Annotated in this window: 16 protein-coding genes; 12 read left to right on the forward strand and 4 right to left on the reverse strand. The window is 68.5% G+C overall.

What is annotated here, in order from left to right:
* The first annotated feature begins 1 nt into the window (after position 1).
* The 8 genes from ftsH to NK718_RS16765 all read left to right on the forward strand — a co-directional run bounded on the left by ftsH (position 2) and on the right by NK718_RS16765 (position 9,797).
* Positions 2 to 1,924 carry an ATP-dependent zinc metalloprotease FtsH gene (ftsH, locus tag NK718_RS16730; protein ID WP_254744601.1) on the forward strand — a complete coding sequence of 641 codons (1,923 nt, stop codon included), beginning with the start codon at positions 2 to 4 and terminating at the stop codon, positions 1,922 to 1,924.
* A 146-nt stretch (positions 1,925 to 2,070) separates the two neighbouring features.
* Positions 2,071 to 3,429: a nucleobase:cation symporter-2 family protein gene (locus NK718_RS16735; RefSeq protein WP_254744603.1), complete on the forward strand. Its 1,359-nt coding sequence runs from the start codon at positions 2,071 to 2,073 to the stop codon at positions 3,427 to 3,429.
* 115 nt (positions 3,430 to 3,544) lie between these two features.
* Entirely contained in the window at positions 3,545 to 4,888 is a 1,344-nt protein-coding gene (gene glmM / locus NK718_RS16740; protein WP_254744605.1) for a phosphoglucosamine mutase, read from the forward strand.
* Positions 4,889 to 5,018: 130 nt separating this feature from the next.
* Positions 5,019 to 5,798, forward strand: a complete 780-nt coding sequence (locus NK718_RS16745; RefSeq protein ID WP_254744607.1) for an outer membrane protein — start codon at positions 5,019 to 5,021, stop codon at positions 5,796 to 5,798.
* Positions 5,799 to 5,914: 116 nt separating this feature from the next.
* Positions 5,915 to 6,253 carry a hypothetical protein gene (locus tag NK718_RS16750; RefSeq protein ID WP_254744609.1) on the forward strand — a complete coding sequence of 113 codons (339 nt, stop codon included), beginning with the start codon at positions 5,915 to 5,917 and terminating at the stop codon, positions 6,251 to 6,253.
* Positions 6,254 to 6,404: 151 nt separating this feature from the next.
* A complete protein-coding gene (locus NK718_RS16755) occupies positions 6,405 to 7,577 on the forward strand; it encodes a phosphoserine transaminase (RefSeq protein WP_254744611.1) in 1,173 nt (390 codons plus the stop codon).
* 184 nt (positions 7,578 to 7,761) lie between these two features.
* Positions 7,762 to 9,342 (forward strand): phosphoglycerate dehydrogenase, encoded by a 1,581-nt coding sequence (serA, locus tag NK718_RS16760; RefSeq protein WP_254744613.1) that lies wholly within the window; start codon positions 7,762 to 7,764, stop codon positions 9,340 to 9,342.
* 113 nt (positions 9,343 to 9,455) lie between these two features.
* Positions 9,456 to 9,797 carry a hypothetical protein gene (locus NK718_RS16765; protein WP_254744615.1) on the forward strand — a complete coding sequence of 114 codons (342 nt, stop codon included), beginning with the start codon at positions 9,456 to 9,458 and terminating at the stop codon, positions 9,795 to 9,797.
* Here NK718_RS16765 and NK718_RS16770 read toward each other — a convergent pair.
* Positions 9,787 to 10,713, reverse strand: coding sequence for a DMT family transporter (locus NK718_RS16770; RefSeq protein WP_254744618.1), 927 nt, complete (start codon positions 10,711 to 10,713; stop codon positions 9,787 to 9,789). The two genes, NK718_RS16765 and NK718_RS16770, sit on opposite strands and share 11 nt — an antisense overlap.
* Positions 10,714 to 10,818: 105 nt before the next feature.
* Between NK718_RS16770 and NK718_RS16775 the strand changes: the two genes are divergently transcribed.
* Both NK718_RS16775 and NK718_RS16780 read left to right on the forward strand, forming a co-directional pair.
* Entirely contained in the window at positions 10,819 to 11,682 is an 864-nt protein-coding gene (locus NK718_RS16775; RefSeq protein ID WP_254744620.1) for a type 1 glutamine amidotransferase, read from the forward strand.
* Between the two features lie 84 nt (positions 11,683 to 11,766).
* Entirely contained in the window at positions 11,767 to 13,071 is a 1,305-nt protein-coding gene (locus NK718_RS16780; RefSeq protein WP_254744623.1) for a class I SAM-dependent methyltransferase, read from the forward strand.
* Here the strand turns inward: NK718_RS16780 and mtnN are convergent.
* The 3 genes from mtnN to NK718_RS16795 all read right to left on the reverse strand — a co-directional run bounded on the left by mtnN (position 13,062) and on the right by NK718_RS16795 (position 14,650).
* The gene (gene mtnN, locus NK718_RS16785) at positions 13,062 to 13,802 is read right to left on the reverse strand and encodes a 5'-methylthioadenosine/S-adenosylhomocysteine nucleosidase (protein ID WP_254744625.1); all 741 of its coding nucleotides are present in this window, start codon (positions 13,800 to 13,802) and stop codon (positions 13,062 to 13,064) included. The genes NK718_RS16780 and mtnN overlap by 10 nt on opposite strands.
* A gap of 77 nt (positions 13,803 to 13,879) precedes the next feature.
* A complete protein-coding gene (locus tag NK718_RS16790; protein ID WP_254744628.1) occupies positions 13,880 to 14,101 on the reverse strand; it encodes a hypothetical protein in 222 nt (73 codons plus the stop codon).
* Positions 14,102 to 14,224: 123 nt separating this feature from the next.
* The gene (locus NK718_RS16795) at positions 14,225 to 14,650 is read right to left on the reverse strand and encodes an OsmC family protein (protein ID WP_254744630.1); all 426 of its coding nucleotides are present in this window, start codon (positions 14,648 to 14,650) and stop codon (positions 14,225 to 14,227) included.
* A 278-nt stretch (positions 14,651 to 14,928) separates the two neighbouring features.
* Between NK718_RS16795 and NK718_RS16800 the strand changes: the two genes are divergently transcribed.
* Together NK718_RS16800 and NK718_RS16805 are read left to right on the forward strand one after the other, a co-directional pair.
* The gene (locus NK718_RS16800; RefSeq protein ID WP_254744632.1) at positions 14,929 to 15,705 is read left to right on the forward strand and encodes a tetratricopeptide repeat protein; all 777 of its coding nucleotides are present in this window, start codon (positions 14,929 to 14,931) and stop codon (positions 15,703 to 15,705) included.
* Positions 15,706 to 15,967: 262 nt separating this feature from the next.
* Positions 15,968 to 16,210, forward strand: a complete 243-nt coding sequence (locus NK718_RS16805; RefSeq protein ID WP_254744634.1) for a hypothetical protein — start codon at positions 15,968 to 15,970, stop codon at positions 16,208 to 16,210.
* The last annotated feature ends 115 nt before the right edge of the window (positions 16,211 to 16,325 follow it).

Raw genomic sequence — 16,325 nt, forward strand, 5'->3', positions numbered from 1 at the left:
AATGAATCCGAACGTCCGGAACTTCGCCCTCTGGGTGATCATCTTTCTCCTCGTGCTGGCGCTTGTCACGCTGTTCCAGAACCCTGGACAGCGGGGCGGCTCGTTCGAGATGAACTACAGCCAGTTCCTGAACGAGGTGGATTCTGGCCGCGTCTCCAACGTGGTGATCCAGGGCCCGGAGATTCACGGGACGTTGTCCGACGGGCGTCCGTTCCAGACCTATTCTCCGAACGATCCCTCGCTCGTGCAGAAATTGTCTCAGAAGGGCGTGAACTTCTCGGCCAAGCCGCAGCAGGAGAACCTGCCGTGGTTCCTGGCCCTGCTGATCAACTGGATGCCGCTGATCGTCTTCATCGCCGCCTGGATCTTCCTGTCGCGGCAGATGCAGGGCGCGAGCGGCAAGGCGATGGGGTTCGGCAAGTCGAAGGCGAAGCTGCTGACCGAGGCGCACGGGCGCGTCACCTTCGAGGACGTCGCCGGCATCGACGAAGCCAAGGAAGACCTGCAGGAGATCGTCGAATTTCTGCGCGATCCGCAGAAATTCCAGCGGCTGGGCGGACGCATTCCGCGCGGCGTGCTTCTCGTCGGCCCTCCCGGCACGGGCAAGACGCTGACGGCGCGCGCGGTCGCGGGCGAGGCCAACGTGCCGTTCTTCACCATTTCCGGCTCGGACTTCGTCGAAATGTTCGTCGGCGTGGGCGCCAGCCGCGTGCGTGACATGTTCGAGCAGGCCAAGAAGAACGCGCCCTGCATCATCTTCATCGACGAGATCGACGCGGTCGGCCGCCATCGCGGCGCCGGCCTGGGCGGCGGCAACGACGAGCGCGAGCAGACCCTGAACCAGCTGCTCGTCGAGATGGACGGCTTCGAGCCCAACGAGGGCATCATCATCATCGCGGCGACCAACCGCCCCGACGTGCTGGACCCGGCGCTGCTGCGTCCCGGCCGCTTCGACCGCCAGATCGTCGTGTCCAACCCCGACGTCACCGGCCGCGAGAAGATCCTGCGCGTCCATGTCCGCAAGGTGCCGCTGGCGCCGGACGTCGACCTCAAGGTGATCGCGCGCGGCACGCCCGGCTTCTCGGGCGCCGACCTGATGAACCTCGTCAACGAGGCGGCCCTGCTGGCGGCGCGGCGCAACAAGCGCATCGTCACCATGGCCGAGTTCGAGGACGCCAAGGACAAGATCATGATGGGCGCGGAGCGCCGCTCCACCGTCATGACGCAGGAGGAGAAGGAGCTGACCGCCTATCACGAGGCCGGTCACGCCATCCTGGCGCTGAACGTCCCGTCGGCGGATCCGCTGCACAAGGCTACCATCATCCCGCGCGGGCGCGCGCTGGGCATGGTCATGCAGCTGCCCGAGGGCGACCGCTACTCCTATCGCTACAAGTGGATGACTTCGCGCCTCGCCATCATGATGGGCGGCCGCATCGCCGAGGAGATCACCTTCGGCAAGGAGAACATCACCTCCGGCGCGCAGAGCGACATCGAGCAGGCGACCAAGCTGGCCCGCGCCATGGTGACGCGCTGGGGCTTCTCCGACGAGCTCGGAACCGTGGCCTATGGCGAGAACCAGGACGAGGTGTTCCTCGGCATGTCGGTCTCCCGCCAGCAGAACGTGTCCGAGGCGACGGCGCAGAAGATCGACCAGGAGGTCCGCCGCCTGATCGAGGAAGCCTATACCGAGGCGCGCCGCATCATCGCCGAGAAGCACGACGATTTCGTGAAGATCGCCAAGGGCTTGCTGGAATTCGAAACGCTCACGGGCGACGAGATCCGCGACCTGCTGGCCGGCAAGCCGCCGGTGCGCGACATGCCCGACGAGCCGCCGAGCCGCACCTCCCCGATGGTGCCGAGCGCCGGCAAGGGACGGCCGCGGCCGGAGCCCGATGGCGGCATGGAGCCTCAGCCTCAGGCCTGAGCCGCCTGCCTCGACGACGACACGCCCGGCCTCGCGCCGGGCGTTTTCATGTGTGAACCGCGTTCGTCCCTCCCTGACACGCCGGTCCAAAACGGCATAGTGTTTGCTTGACCGGGCCGCAGACCCGGAAAGCTGGAGGGGCAACCATGAATCAGACGATACGTCCGGTGGACGAAAAACTCCCCGTGCCGCGTTTGGCGGCGCTGGGCATTCAACACGTTCTCGTCATGTACGCCGGCGCGGTGGCCGTGCCGCTGATCGTCGGGCGGGCGCTGAAACTGCCGCCTGAGCAGGTGGCCTTCCTGATCAGCGCCGACCTGTTCGTCTGCGGCCTCGTCACCCTTCTGCAATCGTGGGGGCTGCCGTGGGTCGGCATCCGCCTGCCGGTGATGATGGGCGTCACCTTCGCCTCGGTCAGCCCGATGCTGGCGATGGCGGCCAATCCCACGATCGGGCTTCAGGGCATCTACGGCGCGGTGATCGCCGCCGGCGTGTTCGGCATCGTCCTCGCGCCATTCATGAGCCGCATGCTGCCGCTCTTCCCGCCGGTCGTGACCGGCGCGATCATCACGACCATCGGCATCTCGCTGATGCGCATCGGCATCAACTGGGTCGGCGGCGGCCTGCCTACCGCTCCCACCTTCGGCGCGCCGCTCAACCTCGGCATGTCGCTGTTCGTGCTGCTGGCGATCCTGGCGGTGCTGAAATACGGAAAGGGCTTCATCGCCAACGTGGCGGTGCTCACCGGCATCGTGGCCGGCTGCGTGCTGGCCGCGATTCTCGGCGAGATGAGCTTCTCCAAGGTCGCCGCTGCTCCCTGGGTGGGGCTCGTCCTGCCCCTGCAATTCGGCGCGCCGACCTTCGACGTCGTCGCCTGCCTGACCATGGGCCTGGTGATGATCGTCGTGATGATCGAGTCGACCGGCATGTTCCTGGCGCTCGGCGAAATGACCGGGACGCCGGTGACGCAGGACGACCTGACGCGAGGTCTGCGGGCGGACGGCGTCGGCACGCTGATCGGCGGCCTGTTCAACACCTTCCCCTACACGTCGTTCTCCCAGAATGTCGGCCTGGTGGGCGTCACCGGCGTGCGCTCGCGCTACGTTGCGGTGGCGGGCGGCCTCATCCTGGTGGCGCTGGGCCTGATCCCGAAGCTGGGCGCGCTGGTCGAATCCGTGCCGATGGCGGTGCTGGGCGGCGCGGGAATCGTGATGTTCGGCATGGTGGCGGCGACGGGTATCCGCATCCTCGCCGCCGTCGATTTCGCCGGCAACAGGAACAATCTGTTCATCGTCGCCATTTCGATCGGCTTCGGAATGATCCCGCTGGTCGCGCCGACGCTGCTCAAGAAACTGCCCGAAAGCCTGCAGCCGCTGCTCGATTCGGGCATCCTGCTGGCATCCATCGTGGCCGTCGTGCTCAACGTGTTCTTCCACGGGCTGCAGAGCGCGGACAAGACGGCGCGCGATCTTGCGGACGCGGCGTTCGCGGCGGACCAGCATTGAGGAAATGCGTGAGCGGGACTGTTAGGATCTGAAATCAAAAGTGAGTCACGTTATTAGCTAACCTGAGGCATAAGGGTCGCCGGACCTCATGGCCCGGCGACCGCAAGGGGAGCGCATGACCAGGAAGTATTTCGGAACCGACGGCATCCGCGGACGCGCCAACCGGGTGATCACGCCCGACCTCGCGCTCAAGGTTGGCCAGGCGGCCGCCCTCGCTTTCCGGCGCGGCGAACACCAGAACCGCGTGGTCATCGGCAAGGATACGCGGCTCTCCGGCTACATGATCGAGTACGCGATGGTGGCCGGCTTCACCTCCGTGGGCATGAACGTGATGCTGCTGGGGCCGATGCCGACCCCGGCGGTCGCCATGCTGACCCGCTCGCTGCGGGCGGATCTCGGCGTCATGATCTCCGCGTCGCATAACCTCTTCGAGGACAACGGCATCAAGCTGTTCGGGCCGGACGGGTTCAAGCTCTCCGACGACATGGAGCGGGAGATCGAGGCGCTGATCGACACCGATCTCGGCGCGCGGCTCGCCCCCTCGGCCGGGCTCGGCCGGGCCAAGCGCATCGAGGGCGTGCACGCCCGCTATATCGAATTCGCCAAGCGGACGCTGCCGCGCCACCTCGACCTCGAGGGGCTGCGCATCGTCGTCGACTGCGCCAACGGCGCCGCCTACAAGGTCGCGCCCGAGGCGCTGTGGGAACTCGGCGCGGAAGTGGTCAGCATCGGCGTGGAGCCGGACGGCTTCAACATCAACCGCGACGTTGGCTCCACGGCGACCGACGCGCTGTCCAAGAAGGTGCGCGAGCTGCGCGCCGACATCGGCATCGCCCTGGACGGCGACGCCGACCGCGTCGTGATCGTCGACGAGAGGGGCGCCCTGGTGGACGGCGACCAGCTGATGGCGGTCGTCGCGCGCAGCTGGCGCGACGAGGGCCGGCTGTCGCGGCCCGGCATCGTCGCGACGGTGATGTCCAATCTCGGGCTCGAGCGCTATCTCGGCGGGCTCGGCCTCTCGCTGGCGCGCACCGCCGTAGGCGACCGCTACGTGCTGGAGCACATGCGAGAGCACGGCTACAACCTCGGCGGCGAGCAGTCCGGCCACATTATCCTGTCGGACTACGCGACCACCGGCGACGGCCTTGTGGCGGCGCTGCAGGTGCTGGCCTGCGTCAAGGCGCAGAACCGGCCCGTGAGCGAGGTCTGCCACTGCTTCGAGCCGCTGCCGCAGGTGCTCAAGAACGTCCGCTATCGCAGCGGCAAGCCGCTGGAGCAGGAGACGGTCGTCACGGCCATTGAGGCGTCGCGGCAAAAGCTCGGCCAGAACGGGCGGCTGGTGATCCGGCCTTCCGGCACCGAGCCGGTGATCCGCGTGATGGCGGAAGGCGACGACCGCGATCTCGTCCAGAGCGCGGTCGACGACGTCGTCGAGGCGCTGACCGCGGCGGCGGCCTGATCGCCGCCCGCGGCCACGCACCGGCGGCGGGATCGTTCACCAGCCGTTAGGGTTAATCGCCCCTTAACCCCCGTCCGGTCACTGTGCCGGAACGACCGGCGCGCGCCGGCGCGGCACGGGGTGACGATTCATGGATTGCAGAGGGTTCGTGCTCGCGGGGGCGCTCGCCGGGGGCATTATGGCGGCCTGCACGCCCGGGTTCGCCCAGTCGAAGCCCGCGCTGCCCGACCTGCCGAGCCTCGATGACGTCGAGGCGGTCCTGCCCGATCTCGCCGGTGGCCTGTATCTGCGCGGCACCATCGACGCCGGCGTCCCGACCTGGGGCGCGGCCAGGAAGTCGGACGCCTCCGCGCTGCCGTCCGGCATCATCGGCGGCGCCGCTTTCGACCAGCCCGTCGGAGCTGAGTTCGGAGTCGGCTACGGAATCGGATCCTGGGTGCGTCTGGAGGCGACGGTCGAGCGCCGTTTCGGCGGCGAATTCTCCGCCACGCAGGCTTGGCTGGACGGCGGCGGGCCGCGCGCGGGCCGCTGGTCGGGCGATGTCGCGTCCACCCTGCTGATGGCCAACGCCTTCGTCGATCTCGTCACCTGGAATGGCCTGACGCCCTTCGTCGGCGTCGGAATCGGCGCGGCGTGGACAGACATCCACGGCGTCGGCTACGCGGACGCGCTGTCGACGGGCAGCGCGCGAGGACGCGGGCAGTGGAGCCTCGCCTGGGCGGCAATGGCGGGCGTCGCCTATGATGTCGCGCCGGGCGTCCGTCTGGAGTTGTCCTATCGCTACCTCGACCTCGGCGACGCGCGCAGCGGCTTCGCCGTCTGCGACTGCGGCGCCGCGCCGCTTCGCTTGCGCGACATGGCGGTCGGCGACATCCGTCTCGGCCTGCGCTGGATGCTGGCCGGCGGCTGAGCGCCGCCAACGCGCAAATCTCCCCTGGAACGCAGCGGAATGCAGCCGTCGGTTGGTGGCGATGCGGTCGGTTGCCGGCCAGCATCGTCGAGCCGCTGCGTGGCTGGAGGATGGGCATGCATGCACAGGATGGCGTCTACGTCATTCGATATGTGGGGGAGGCCGGCTGGAGCGACGGCGGCATCGTCGTGCGCGACGGCTTCGTGATGGGCCTGATGGAGGGCCAGCTCACCCTGTCGGGGCAGGTGATCTATCTCGACGACGGCGGCCTCGTGGTGGACCTGGTGATCAACGCACTCGAAGGAGGGCAACTGGTCACCGGCCTCACGGTCGAGCCGGGCTTTTCCTTCACCCGGCGGGTCGAACTGGGCAAGGAGCATCTCGGCGGCGTGCCGTTCCGGCTGCCGATGCCCGGCGGGGAGGTGTCGCTCGCGCTTCGTCGCGCCGTGGTCTAGCCGCAGCGCGGCCGCGCCAAATCGTCGTGAATCCGACCACCATTCGTCATGGAGCGTCGGAATTCCTTTGACGAACGGCTCCGCTTCCCGTACCTCCGGCGGCGGGACACTCCGCCCCAACGCGGAGCGCCCATCTGAAAGGATGGACCTCATGAGCAAGACGACGCCCGGCGTGCGGCCGGTCAATCCGCATTTTTCGTCCGGCCCCTGCGCCAAGCGCCCCGGCTGGAACCTCCAGGCCCTCTCGGACGCCTCCCTCGGCCGCTCGCACCGGGCCAAGGTCGGCAAGGCGAAGCTGAAGCAGGCCATCGACCTCACCCGCGACATTCTCCAGGTTCCGGCGGACTACCGCATCGCCATTGTTCCGGCGTCCGACACCGGCGCGGTGGAAATGGCGCTATGGTCGCTCCTGGGCGCGCGCGGCGTCGACATGCTGGCCTGGGAGAGCTTCGGCGAGGGCTGGATCACCGACGTCGTCAAGCAGCTCAAACTCAAGGACGCCCGCGTCATCAAGGCCGGCTACGGCGACATCGTCGACCTCGCCTCCGTCAACTTCGACAACGACGTCGTGTTCACCTGGAACGGCACGACCTCCGGCGTGCGCGTGCCGAACGGCGACTGGATCCCGACCGACCGCAAGGGGCTGACCATCTGCGACGCCACCTCGGCAGCCTTCGCGCAGAGGCTCGACTGGCCGAAGCTCGATGTGGTCACCTTCTCCTGGCAGAAGGTGCTGGGCGGCGAGGCCGCGCATGGAATGCTCATCCTCTCGCCTCGCGCGGCGGAGCGGCTGACCACCTACACGCCGGCCTGGCCGCTGCCGAAGATCTTCCGCATGACCTCGGGCGGCAAGCTCACCGAAGGCCTGTTCCAGGGCGAGACGATCAACACGCCCTCCATGCTGTGTGTGGAGGACTATATCGACGCCCTGCAATGGGCGGCCTCGATCGGCGGCCTTGATGGGCTCATCGCCCGCGCCGACGCCAACACCAAGGCCGTCGCGGACTACGTCGCGGCCAATCCCTGGCTCGAATTCCTGGCCAAGGATCCCGCCACGCGGTCCAACACCAGCGTGTGCCTTGTCTTCGGCGCGCCCGAGCTGCGGGCGCTGCCGGCCGACCGTCAGGCCGCCTTCGCCAAGTCGGTCGCCGACCTGCTCGAGAAGCAGGGCGTCGGCTTCGACACCGGCGCGTACCGCGACGCGCCTCCCGGCTTGCGCATCTGGTGCGGCGCCACGGTCGAGACATCCGACGTGGCCGCCCTCATGCAGTGGGTCGGCTGGGCGTACGAGCAGGCGAAGTCCTCCCTCTCGCAGGCCGCCTGAGACGCGGCCGCGCCCTCCCTCAGGAGGGCAGACCGCGCGTAACGACCGGCCGCCGCCAGGGCGGCCCGGGCGTCCGCCGTTCACCGGGCGCGGTGGGCGGACGCCGCTCGCAACGGATCATTCCCCTTTTCAGCGCCGCGCAGGCGCGGCTCCCCACAGGGAGCGCTCACCAAGGATCATCCACATGACCCCTCGCGTTCTCATTTCGGACCAGCTCAGCGACGCCGCCGTCGCCATCTTCAAGGAGCGCGGCGTCGAGGTCGACTTCCGGCCCGGCATCGACAAGGACGAGCTCGCCGCCATCATCGGCGACTATGACGGCCTCGCCATTCGCTCCGCCACCAAGGTCACCGCCAAGCTGCTGGAGAACGCCACGCGGCTGAAGGTCGTCGGCCGGGCGGGCATCGGCGTCGACAACGTCGACATCCCGGCTGCCACGGCGCGCGGCGTGATCGTCATGAACACGCCCTTCGGCAACTCGATCACCACGGCGGAGCACGCCATCGCGATGATGTTCGCGCTGGCCCGCGAAATCCCCGCCGCCGACGCCTCCACCCAGGCTGGCAAGTGGGAAAAGAACCGCTTCATGGGCGTCGAGATCACGGGAAAGACGCTCGGCATCATCGGCTGCGGCAATATCGGCTCCATCGTCGCCGACCGCGCGGTGGGCCTGAAGATGCGGGTCGTGGCCTTCGACCCGTTCCTCTCGCCGGAGCGCGCGCTGGACATCGGCGTCGAGAAGGTGGAGCTGGACGAGCTGCTGGCCCGCGCTGACTTCATCACGCTTCACACGCCGATGACGGCGCAGACCAAGAACATCCTGTCGGCGGAAAACCTCGCCAGGACGAAGAAGGGCGTGCGCATCGTCAACTGCGCGCGCGGCGGCCTCGTCGACGAGGCGGCGCTGCGCGAGGCGCTGCTGTCCGGCCATGTCGCCGGCGCGGCCTTCGACGTGTTCTCGGTGGAGCCGGCCAAGGAGAACCCGCTGTTCGGCCTGCCGAACGTTGTCTGCACGCCGCATCTCGGCGCCGCGACGAACGAGGCGCAGGAGAACGTGGCGCTCCAGGTCGCCGAGCAGATGTCGGACTATCTCGTCCGCGGGGCGATCTCCAACGCCATCAACTTCCCGTCGATCACGGCCGAGGAAGCGCCGCGCCTGAAGCCGTTCATCGCGCTGGCCGAGCGCCTGGGCTCGTTTGCCGGCCAGCTCACCGAGAGCGGCATCAAGGAAGTCCGCATCACCTATGAGGGCGCGGTCTCCGGCCTGAAGATCAAGGCGCTCACGGCGGCGGCGATCGCCGGCCTGCTGCGGCCGCTGCTGCAGGACGTGAACGTCGTCTCGGCCCCGATCGTCGCCAAGGAGCGCGGCATCGCCATCGAGGAGACGACGCGCGAGGCCGAGGGCGACTTCGAGTCGCTCGTCACGCTCACCGTCGTCACCGAGCGGCAGGAGCGCTCTGTCTCCGGCACCGTGTTCCACGACGGCAAGCCGCGGATCGTCGCGATCAAGGGCATCAAGGTCGACGCGGAGTTCGGCCCCTCGATGATCTACGTGACCAACGAGGACAAGCCCGGCTTCATCGGCCGCTTCGCCAGCCTGCTCGGCGACGCCGGCGTCAACATCGCCACCTTCGCGCTGGGGCGCGACGCCCAGGGCGGATCGGCCATCGCGCTGGTCGAGGTGGACGGCGAGGCGCCGGCCGCCGTCATCGACAGGATCCAGGGCATCGCGGGTGTGAAGCAAGTGAAGCCGCTGCGCTTCTGACCGCGCGCCGGAACCGTCGGTTCCACGCCCCGCCGCGCGTTCTCCCATTGAGAAGGCGGCGGGGCGTTCCTATTTTCAGGCTAAGGACGCCACGAACCGGCGAGGGACTCGTCATGATCCCGCACGCTTCAGCACTCCGCCTCGTCTTTGCCCTCGCCACGCTGGCCGTCGCCGCGCCGGCGCTCGGGCAGAGCCAGTTGCCGCTGCGCGACTATGGCTACGACCGGCGCTACCACAAGGACGAGACGATCCGGGGCGGCTCGCAGACTTATTACGGTCGGTCCGGGCGCAGCGGACTCGGCGAGGACGGCGCGCGGCGAAACGCCGACCGGCTCCAGGGCGCGCGGCGCGGCGACTCCCTCGACCTGCGGACGCGACCCTTCGACGACAAGGGCGCGCCGCTCGGAAGCCGTCCGTCCATCGATGGCGCGCGGCCTCGCAGCTTCAGCGACTGACGTCCGGCTGCCTGGGTCGCCCCAGCCGTTCGGCGAGCACGATGCCGCCGAGCACCAGAGCGAGGGCCACCGTCTCGGGGATGCCGAACGGCTCCCCCAGCAGCACGACGGCGAGAATCGACCCGAACACCGGGGTGAGGTTCATGAACAGGCCCGCTCGGCTCGGGCCGATCAGCTCGACGCCGCGCATGAACAGCACCTGCGCCAGCAGCGACGGGAACAGCGCGATGAAGACGAGCGTCGCGAGACCTGTGGGCGTCGGCCATTGCGTCGCGCCGAGCGCCATCTCGATGGCCAGCAGCGGCAGCGAAGTCAGGAACGCCGCCGCCGCCATGGCCGTGAAGAACACGAGCGCGGGCAACGCCGGCCGCCTGCGCAGCGCCAGCGTGTAGGCCGTGTAGAACACGCAGGCGACCAGCATGAGAACGTCGCCGAAGTTCAGCGTCAGGCTTTTCAGCCGCTCCCAGTCGCCGTGGCCGGCCAGCACGGCGATGCCGACCAGCGTCACCAGCGCGCCGACCGTCTGCATGAGAGTGGGGCGCGTGCCGAACACGAGGAGCCCGCCCAGCATCACGAACACTGGAAACGAGCCCTGCGTGATCGCGATGTTGACCGCGGTCGTGTAGTGGCCGGCCAGGTAGAACAGCGCGTTGAAGGCGGTGAATCCGATGGCGCCCATCAGCGCGATCTTCGGCCATTGCCGCCGCAACTCGGGCGCGCAGCCGCGGATTTCCCGGCGAGTGAAGAGGACCAGCACCGCGAGCGCCACGGCCCAGCGGCCCGCCGTGATCGACATGGCCGAGATCTGGCCCACGGCGAAGCGGCTCGCCACCGCATTGCCCGCCCACATGAAGGTGGTGAGCCCGAGCAGGACATAGGCCTGGCCCGAGAGCCACGCGCGAACGGCTGCGATCAACCCTGTCCTCCCGGCCCGCTAGTCGCGACTCTTGCCGTCCGTCGCGGGAATGATAATCAGGACGCGCCGGCGACGCAGGCGCGCCGCCCATCCCACGGACCTGTCATGGCCTTACGTTTCCTGGTTGTCGAGGGCAACGCGCGCGATGCGCGTGAGCAGCACGCGCACACCTTCGGCATGACGCCGTCACAATCCTACGCCGCCGTGGTCGAGAGCCTGGCGCGGGACGCCGTGTGCGACATCGCCTTCCCGGCCGACGAAGGCGCGAACCTGCCTGATCCCGCCGGCCTCGAAAGCTATGACGGCGTCTTTCTCACCGGCTCCGCCCTGCACGCCTATCACGGACAGCCGGAAGTGACGCGGCAGATCGAGCTGGCGCGCGCCGTGTTCCGCTCGCGCACTCCCCTGTTCGGGTCGTGCTGGGGATTGCAAATGGGCGCGCTGGCGGCGGGCGGCGATGTCGGCCCCAACCCGGTGGGGCGCGAGGTCGGGTTCGCGCGCCGGCTGACCCGGACCGACAACGGGGCCTCGCACCCGTTGCTCGCCGGTCGTCCGGCCGCATGGGACGCGCCGGCCATCCATCTCGACCTCGTCACCGCCCTGCCGGGCGACATCACGCTGCTCGCCGGCAATGCGATGACGCCGGTGCAGGCGGCCGAAATCCGCTTCGATGGCGGGGTGATGTGGGGCGTCCAGTATCACCCCGAATTCAGCCTGGACGAACTCGCCGCGATCATCGGCCGCCGCGCTGGAATGCTTATCGGCGAAGGCTTTTTCCGCGACGAGGCCGACCACGGCGACTTCGTGGCGGACCTGAAGGCGCTCCACGCCGAGCCCGGCCGCCGCGATATCGCCTGGCGCTTCGGGCTCGACGAGCAGGTCATCGACGAGGCGCTGCGGCTCACCGAGATTCGCAACTTCATCGACGCCAAGGTCCGGCCCTACCGCTCCGAGCGCGGCCGGGCCTGAGAGCCGCCGCGTCCGCCTCGCCCTGGCGAAAACCTCAGCAACCGGCGCTCGCAAACCGCTCAAATCTCGTGCTATCCGTGGCGCATGGATCAGCCCGAAAAGCGCCTGCGCGCCGCCCGCGAGATCTTCACGCGCGCGGTCCGTGAACTCGACTTGGGATTCGGGCTGCGCCTGTGGGACGGCGGCGAAATCCCGCCGGCGCGCGGCGACAGTCCGCTGCGCGTGACCATCGCGGATGAAGGAGCGCTGGCCTCGCTGCTGCGCCGGCCGTCCCTCGACACCTTCATCCGACTTCACGTCGCGGGCCGCGTCGACTGGACCGGAGGCACGATCTTCGACCTCGCGGCGCTGCGCCCGGCGGGAAAACCCGGCCGCGCGGCGCGCCGGATCGGGCTGCTGCGGCTGCTGCGGGCCTGGTGGAGCCTCGCCCGGGCGCCGCGCGAGGCGACGATGGAAGCCGGACGGGGCGACGCGGCGGGGACGCGGCGAGGCGACGCCGCCACGAACGCGCGGAACATCGCGCATCACTACGACGTCTCCAACGCGTTCTACCGGCTCTTTCTCGATCCGGAGATGGTCTACACCTGCGCCTATTTCTCGCCCGACTTCCATGACGATCTCGCGCGAGCGCAGCGCGACAAGTTGGACATGATCTGCCGCAAGCTGCGCCTGCGGCCGGGCCAGCGCCATCTCGACATCGGCTGCGGCTGGGGCGCGCTGGTCTGCCACGCGGCCGAGCATCACGGCGTCCGCGCCGTCGGCATCACTCTGTCGCAGGAGCAGGCGGCGATCGCGCGCGAGCGGGTCGCCGCGCGGGGGTTGTCCGACCGGGTGGAGATCCGGCTCGTCGACTACAACGAGATGAAGGACGAGCCTTTCGACACGATTTCGTCGGTGGGGATGTTCGAGCACGTCGGCATCGACAACCACCGCGCCTATTTCGCGGCGGTGCATCGCCTGCTCAAGCCGGGCGGCCTTTATCTGCACCACGCCATCTCCCGGCCGGCCAAGGGCACGGACCGCCAGTTCCGGCGCATGCGCGCGGAGTACCGAGCGCTGGTGCGCTACATCTTCCCGGGCGGCGAACTCGACCACGTCGGCATGTCCATCGCCAATCTCGAGCGCGCGAAATTCGAGATCCACGACGTCGAAGGCTGGCGCATGCACTACGCGCGGACGACCCGGTTGTGGCACGACAACCTGCTGGCCCGGCGTGCGGAGGCGGAGGCCGAGGTCGGTCCCGAAAAGACCCGCATGTGGCTGCTCTACCTGGGTGGCTGTTCGCTGGCGTTCGAGCGCGGAGCCGTCGGCATTTTCCAGACGCTGGCCTCCCGCCGCAACAAGGGTGCGCTGCCGACACCGGCGACGCGCGCGGACCTCTATCGCTGAGCGGCGTCCTCTCGCAGCATCGCCAGAAGCTCACGGACACAGAGCGCGGAGTTGTGCGCCGCCATGGCCGCCATCTCGGTGTAGCTGGTGTGGCTGTCCTCGCCGGCGCGGTCGGACACGGTACGAATGACGTAGGCAGGAACGCCGAAGCGATCCGCGGCTTGCGCCACGGCGTCGGATTCCATGTCGATCGCGTCGCCCGCCAGCGCCGCGCGAAGCGCGTCGCGCGTGCTGGCGCAATTCAGGAAGATGTCACCGGTCAGGATCGTGCCCAGCCGGATCGGATGCCCCAGCAAGGGGGCGACACGGTCGCGCAACCGTTCCAGCACCGTGACGGTTTCGGGCGGAAGCGCCCGCGGCTGCGTCAGCTCGGGCGCGCCAATGGGAATGACGCCCGTTTCGACGCGGGTGAAACGGCCCGCCGAGACGATGCCGTAATCGTGGGTGGCCATACGCTCGGCCAGCAGGACGGAACCGACCGGCAGGTCCTCGGCGAGGCCGCCGGCCACGCCTGAAAACACCATCGCCCGGCAGTTCCCCCTCGCCAGCAGGAGAGTCGCCAGGATCGCCGCGTTCACCTTGCCGATCCCCGACCGCGCCAGCACGACCGGCTGGCCGTCATACGACCCCTGGCGCGCAAGAAAGCCGGCCAACTCCACCTCGTGCGGCGCGTCGACATGGGCGAGCAGCGCGGCGAATTCCTCGGGCGTGGCGCAGACGACGGCGATCATGGCGGACCCGATTGGAGCAGCGGCGGCAAGCCTAGCGGCGGCGGAGCGTAAATCGCAATCGCCTCACGCCGCATCGGTCATCCGCGCGAGCGGCCCGTCTCCGGCCTGATGCCGCGCAGCGCAAGGGACAGGCGCATATGGGCACGGGCGGACGTGGCGAGCAGGTCGACCCGCCGCGCCTCCCAGGCGCAGGCCTCGCCGCGGATGACTCGCCTGCGGATATCACGCGCCAGAGCGAGATCATCCCATGCCGATTTGGCCATCGTTTCGGCGAATGCCGCGTCGTTGTCCGAAGCCATCTGCCATCCTGTCATCCGGCAGACAGGGTGCGGCGGCTTCACGATGCAATCAACGGTTTAGTGCGGGTTGTCCTCAGCTTGTGCACGCCTCCGCGCGTCGTTCCCCGCGCGGAGGCGCAAAGATCAAGCGAGGCGCGCGTCGAGGGTGATGGAGATCGCCGACAGCGCCTTGGAGACGGGGCAGCCCGCCTTCGCCTTTTCCGCCAGCTCGGTGAATTTCGCCTGGTCGATTCCGGGCACCTTGCCGACGAGCGTCAATGCGCTTCCGGTGATGCCCGTGCCGGGGATTAGTTCGACGGCGGCGGTCACGTTGAGGTTCTCCGCCGGTGTGCCGTTCTCGGCGAGGAAATGCGAAAGCTGCATCGCGAAGCACCCAGCGTGCGCGGCGGCGATCAGTTCCTCGGGATTGGTGCCCGAGCGCCCGGCCTCGTCGACGAAGCGGCCCTTGAACGTATAGGGCTGCCCGGCGAAGACGCCGCTCTGCATGTCGAGTGTGCCGCCGCCGTCCTTCAACGTTCCGGTCCAGTTCGCGGTCGCCGTACGCTTCATGGGTATCCTCCGTGGAATCCGTCGCCGGGCCCGGGGGAGCCTCGGCGAAGGACCCAGTAGGTAGGAGAAACGAGGCGGGGGTCAATCCGGCGACGAGGGCACGCGTCAAGCTCAAGTTTCGTCTCGTAGCGACACGCATCAAGCGAAAGCGCTGCAATTTCCTATCTCAAGTTGAGAGACACTTTACCCAAGATGGGACTTGCGATTGCACAATCTTGGGCGTTCCATATTTTCGCAGGCCTATGCCGTGCCCTGCCGAGACGCGAGGGTGTCTGACGATGCGCCTGTTTCGTCCCGCTTCCCTCTGGGTGATCGCGTGCCTGCTTGTGCTGGGGCCGGCGGGCGCCGGCCGCGCCTTGGCAGCCGAGCCGACCCTGGCCGACGCCGCCTCCGCTTATGACAGGGGGGAGCACCTTCGCGCGCAGCGCCTGCTGAAGCCGCTCGCGTTGCGCGGCGACGTCGCGGCGCAGCATCTCCTAGCGATCATGTACGCCGAAGGGCAGGGCGTCCCAAAGGACGCCGAGGAAGCGCTACGCTGGCTGCGCCTGTCGGCCGAGAAGGGCTTCGCGCCGTCGCAATACAACCTGGGTGTCCGCTATGCCGACGGGCTCGATGTTGAACAGGACGACGGCCAGGCCGTCGCCTGGTTCAGGCGGGCCGCCGACCAGGGGCACGCCGAGGCCGCCTACAATCTCGGGGTGATGTACGCATCCGGCCGAGGCCTCGCGCAGGATTTCACGGAAGCCGCGAGCTGGTATGAGCGCGCCGCCCGCCAGGGCGTCGCGGACGCCCAGTACAATCTCGGCTTCTCCTACGCCAACGGGTTTGGAGTCGCCCGCGATCCGGCGAAGGCGTACGCCTGGCTCAGCGCCGCGGCGCGCGGATTCGGGGAGATGGACCCGGATGGGCGGTCGCTTGCCCTGGACGCGCGCGAGGAAGTGGCGAAGTTGCTCTCGCCCGACGATCAGGCCGCCGCCGCCCAAGCCGCCGCCACGCCCGATCCGGCCGCGACGATCCAGTCCGCGGAGGATCCCGGCCACCGCCTGCACATGTGAACGGCTGTCGCGCCGAATGGGCACGACGTGCGCACGAAATCGCACCAATGACTCCGTGAACGATGCAATGAAGCGTCGGCCGCAAAACTTCCGAAAGGATTGCGTGAAATCCTGACCTCCCATTGGGCGGCAAAGAGACCATGCGATGATCCGGACGGAGGCGATCCGGTCCGTTCCCGAGGAAAGGCGGCGCTCCCGGCGCAGCAAGGTCTTGCTTCGCGCCCTGCTGTTCAGCGGCCAGACATGCATCGGGTTTTGCCGAGTGCGCGACATCAGCGCGAACGGGGCCGGGCTTGGCAACATGCCGTTCGGGCTTCCCGAGGACATCGGACTGGTGATCCCGAGCCGCAACCTCGCCGTCATCGCGAAGCTTCGCTGGCGCAATGGCGGACTGGGCGGCGTCTCCTTCGAGCGCGCCTGCCCGGAATTGCTCGGCACGAGGGAGGCCCGGCAGGCCACCGCGGAGGAGATGGCGCTGCGAACCGGCATCCTGACGCCGAGCTGATCGCTGCGCGCTCGGGCGTGGAGGATCCATCGGGTTGGACGCAAAATTGTCGCCGGCATGATTTCACGGCAACGTGAAGGACAAATATCGAGGGATTTTAGGTATCCCTTGTTAT

This window comes from Alsobacter ponti (assembly GCF_024294805.1).
Lineage (GTDB): Bacteria > Pseudomonadota > Alphaproteobacteria > Rhizobiales > Beijerinckiaceae > Alsobacter > Alsobacter ponti.

Excerpts from the sequence above, each read along its gene's own strand:
- NK718_RS16765 (WP_254744615.1), top strand. The coding sequence starts at position 9,456 with ATGATCCCGCACGCTTCAGCACTCCGCCTCGTCTTTGCCCTCGCCACG.
- NK718_RS16735 (WP_254744603.1), top strand. The coding sequence starts at position 2,071 with ATGAATCAGACGATACGTCCGGTGGACGAAAAACTCCCCGTGCCGCGT.
- NK718_RS16800 (WP_254744632.1), top strand. The coding sequence starts at position 14,929 with ATGCGCCTGTTTCGTCCCGCTTCCCTCTGGGTGATCGCGTGCCTGCTT.
- NK718_RS16790 (WP_254744628.1), bottom strand. The coding sequence starts at position 14,101 with ATGGCTTCGGACAACGACGCGGCATTCGCCGAAACGATGGCCAAATCG.
- NK718_RS16780 (WP_254744623.1), top strand. The coding sequence starts at position 11,767 with ATGGATCAGCCCGAAAAGCGCCTGCGCGCCGCCCGCGAGATCTTCACG.
- NK718_RS16775 (WP_254744620.1), top strand. The coding sequence starts at position 10,819 with ATGGCCTTACGTTTCCTGGTTGTCGAGGGCAACGCGCGCGATGCGCGT.
- NK718_RS16755 (WP_254744611.1), top strand. The coding sequence starts at position 6,405 with ATGAGCAAGACGACGCCCGGCGTGCGGCCGGTCAATCCGCATTTTTCG.
- NK718_RS16750 (WP_254744609.1), top strand. The coding sequence starts at position 5,915 with ATGCATGCACAGGATGGCGTCTACGTCATTCGATATGTGGGGGAGGCC.
- glmM (WP_254744605.1), top strand. The coding sequence starts at position 3,545 with ATGACCAGGAAGTATTTCGGAACCGACGGCATCCGCGGACGCGCCAAC.
- serA (WP_254744613.1), top strand. The coding sequence starts at position 7,762 with ATGACCCCTCGCGTTCTCATTTCGGACCAGCTCAGCGACGCCGCCGTC.
- NK718_RS16795 (WP_254744630.1), bottom strand. The coding sequence starts at position 14,650 with ATGAAGCGTACGGCGACCGCGAACTGGACCGGAACGTTGAAGGACGGC.
- ftsH (WP_254744601.1), top strand. The coding sequence starts at position 2 with ATGAATCCGAACGTCCGGAACTTCGCCCTCTGGGTGATCATCTTTCTC.
- mtnN (WP_254744625.1), bottom strand. The coding sequence starts at position 13,802 with ATGATCGCCGTCGTCTGCGCCACGCCCGAGGAATTCGCCGCGCTGCTC.
- NK718_RS16745 (WP_254744607.1), top strand. The coding sequence starts at position 5,019 with ATGGATTGCAGAGGGTTCGTGCTCGCGGGGGCGCTCGCCGGGGGCATT.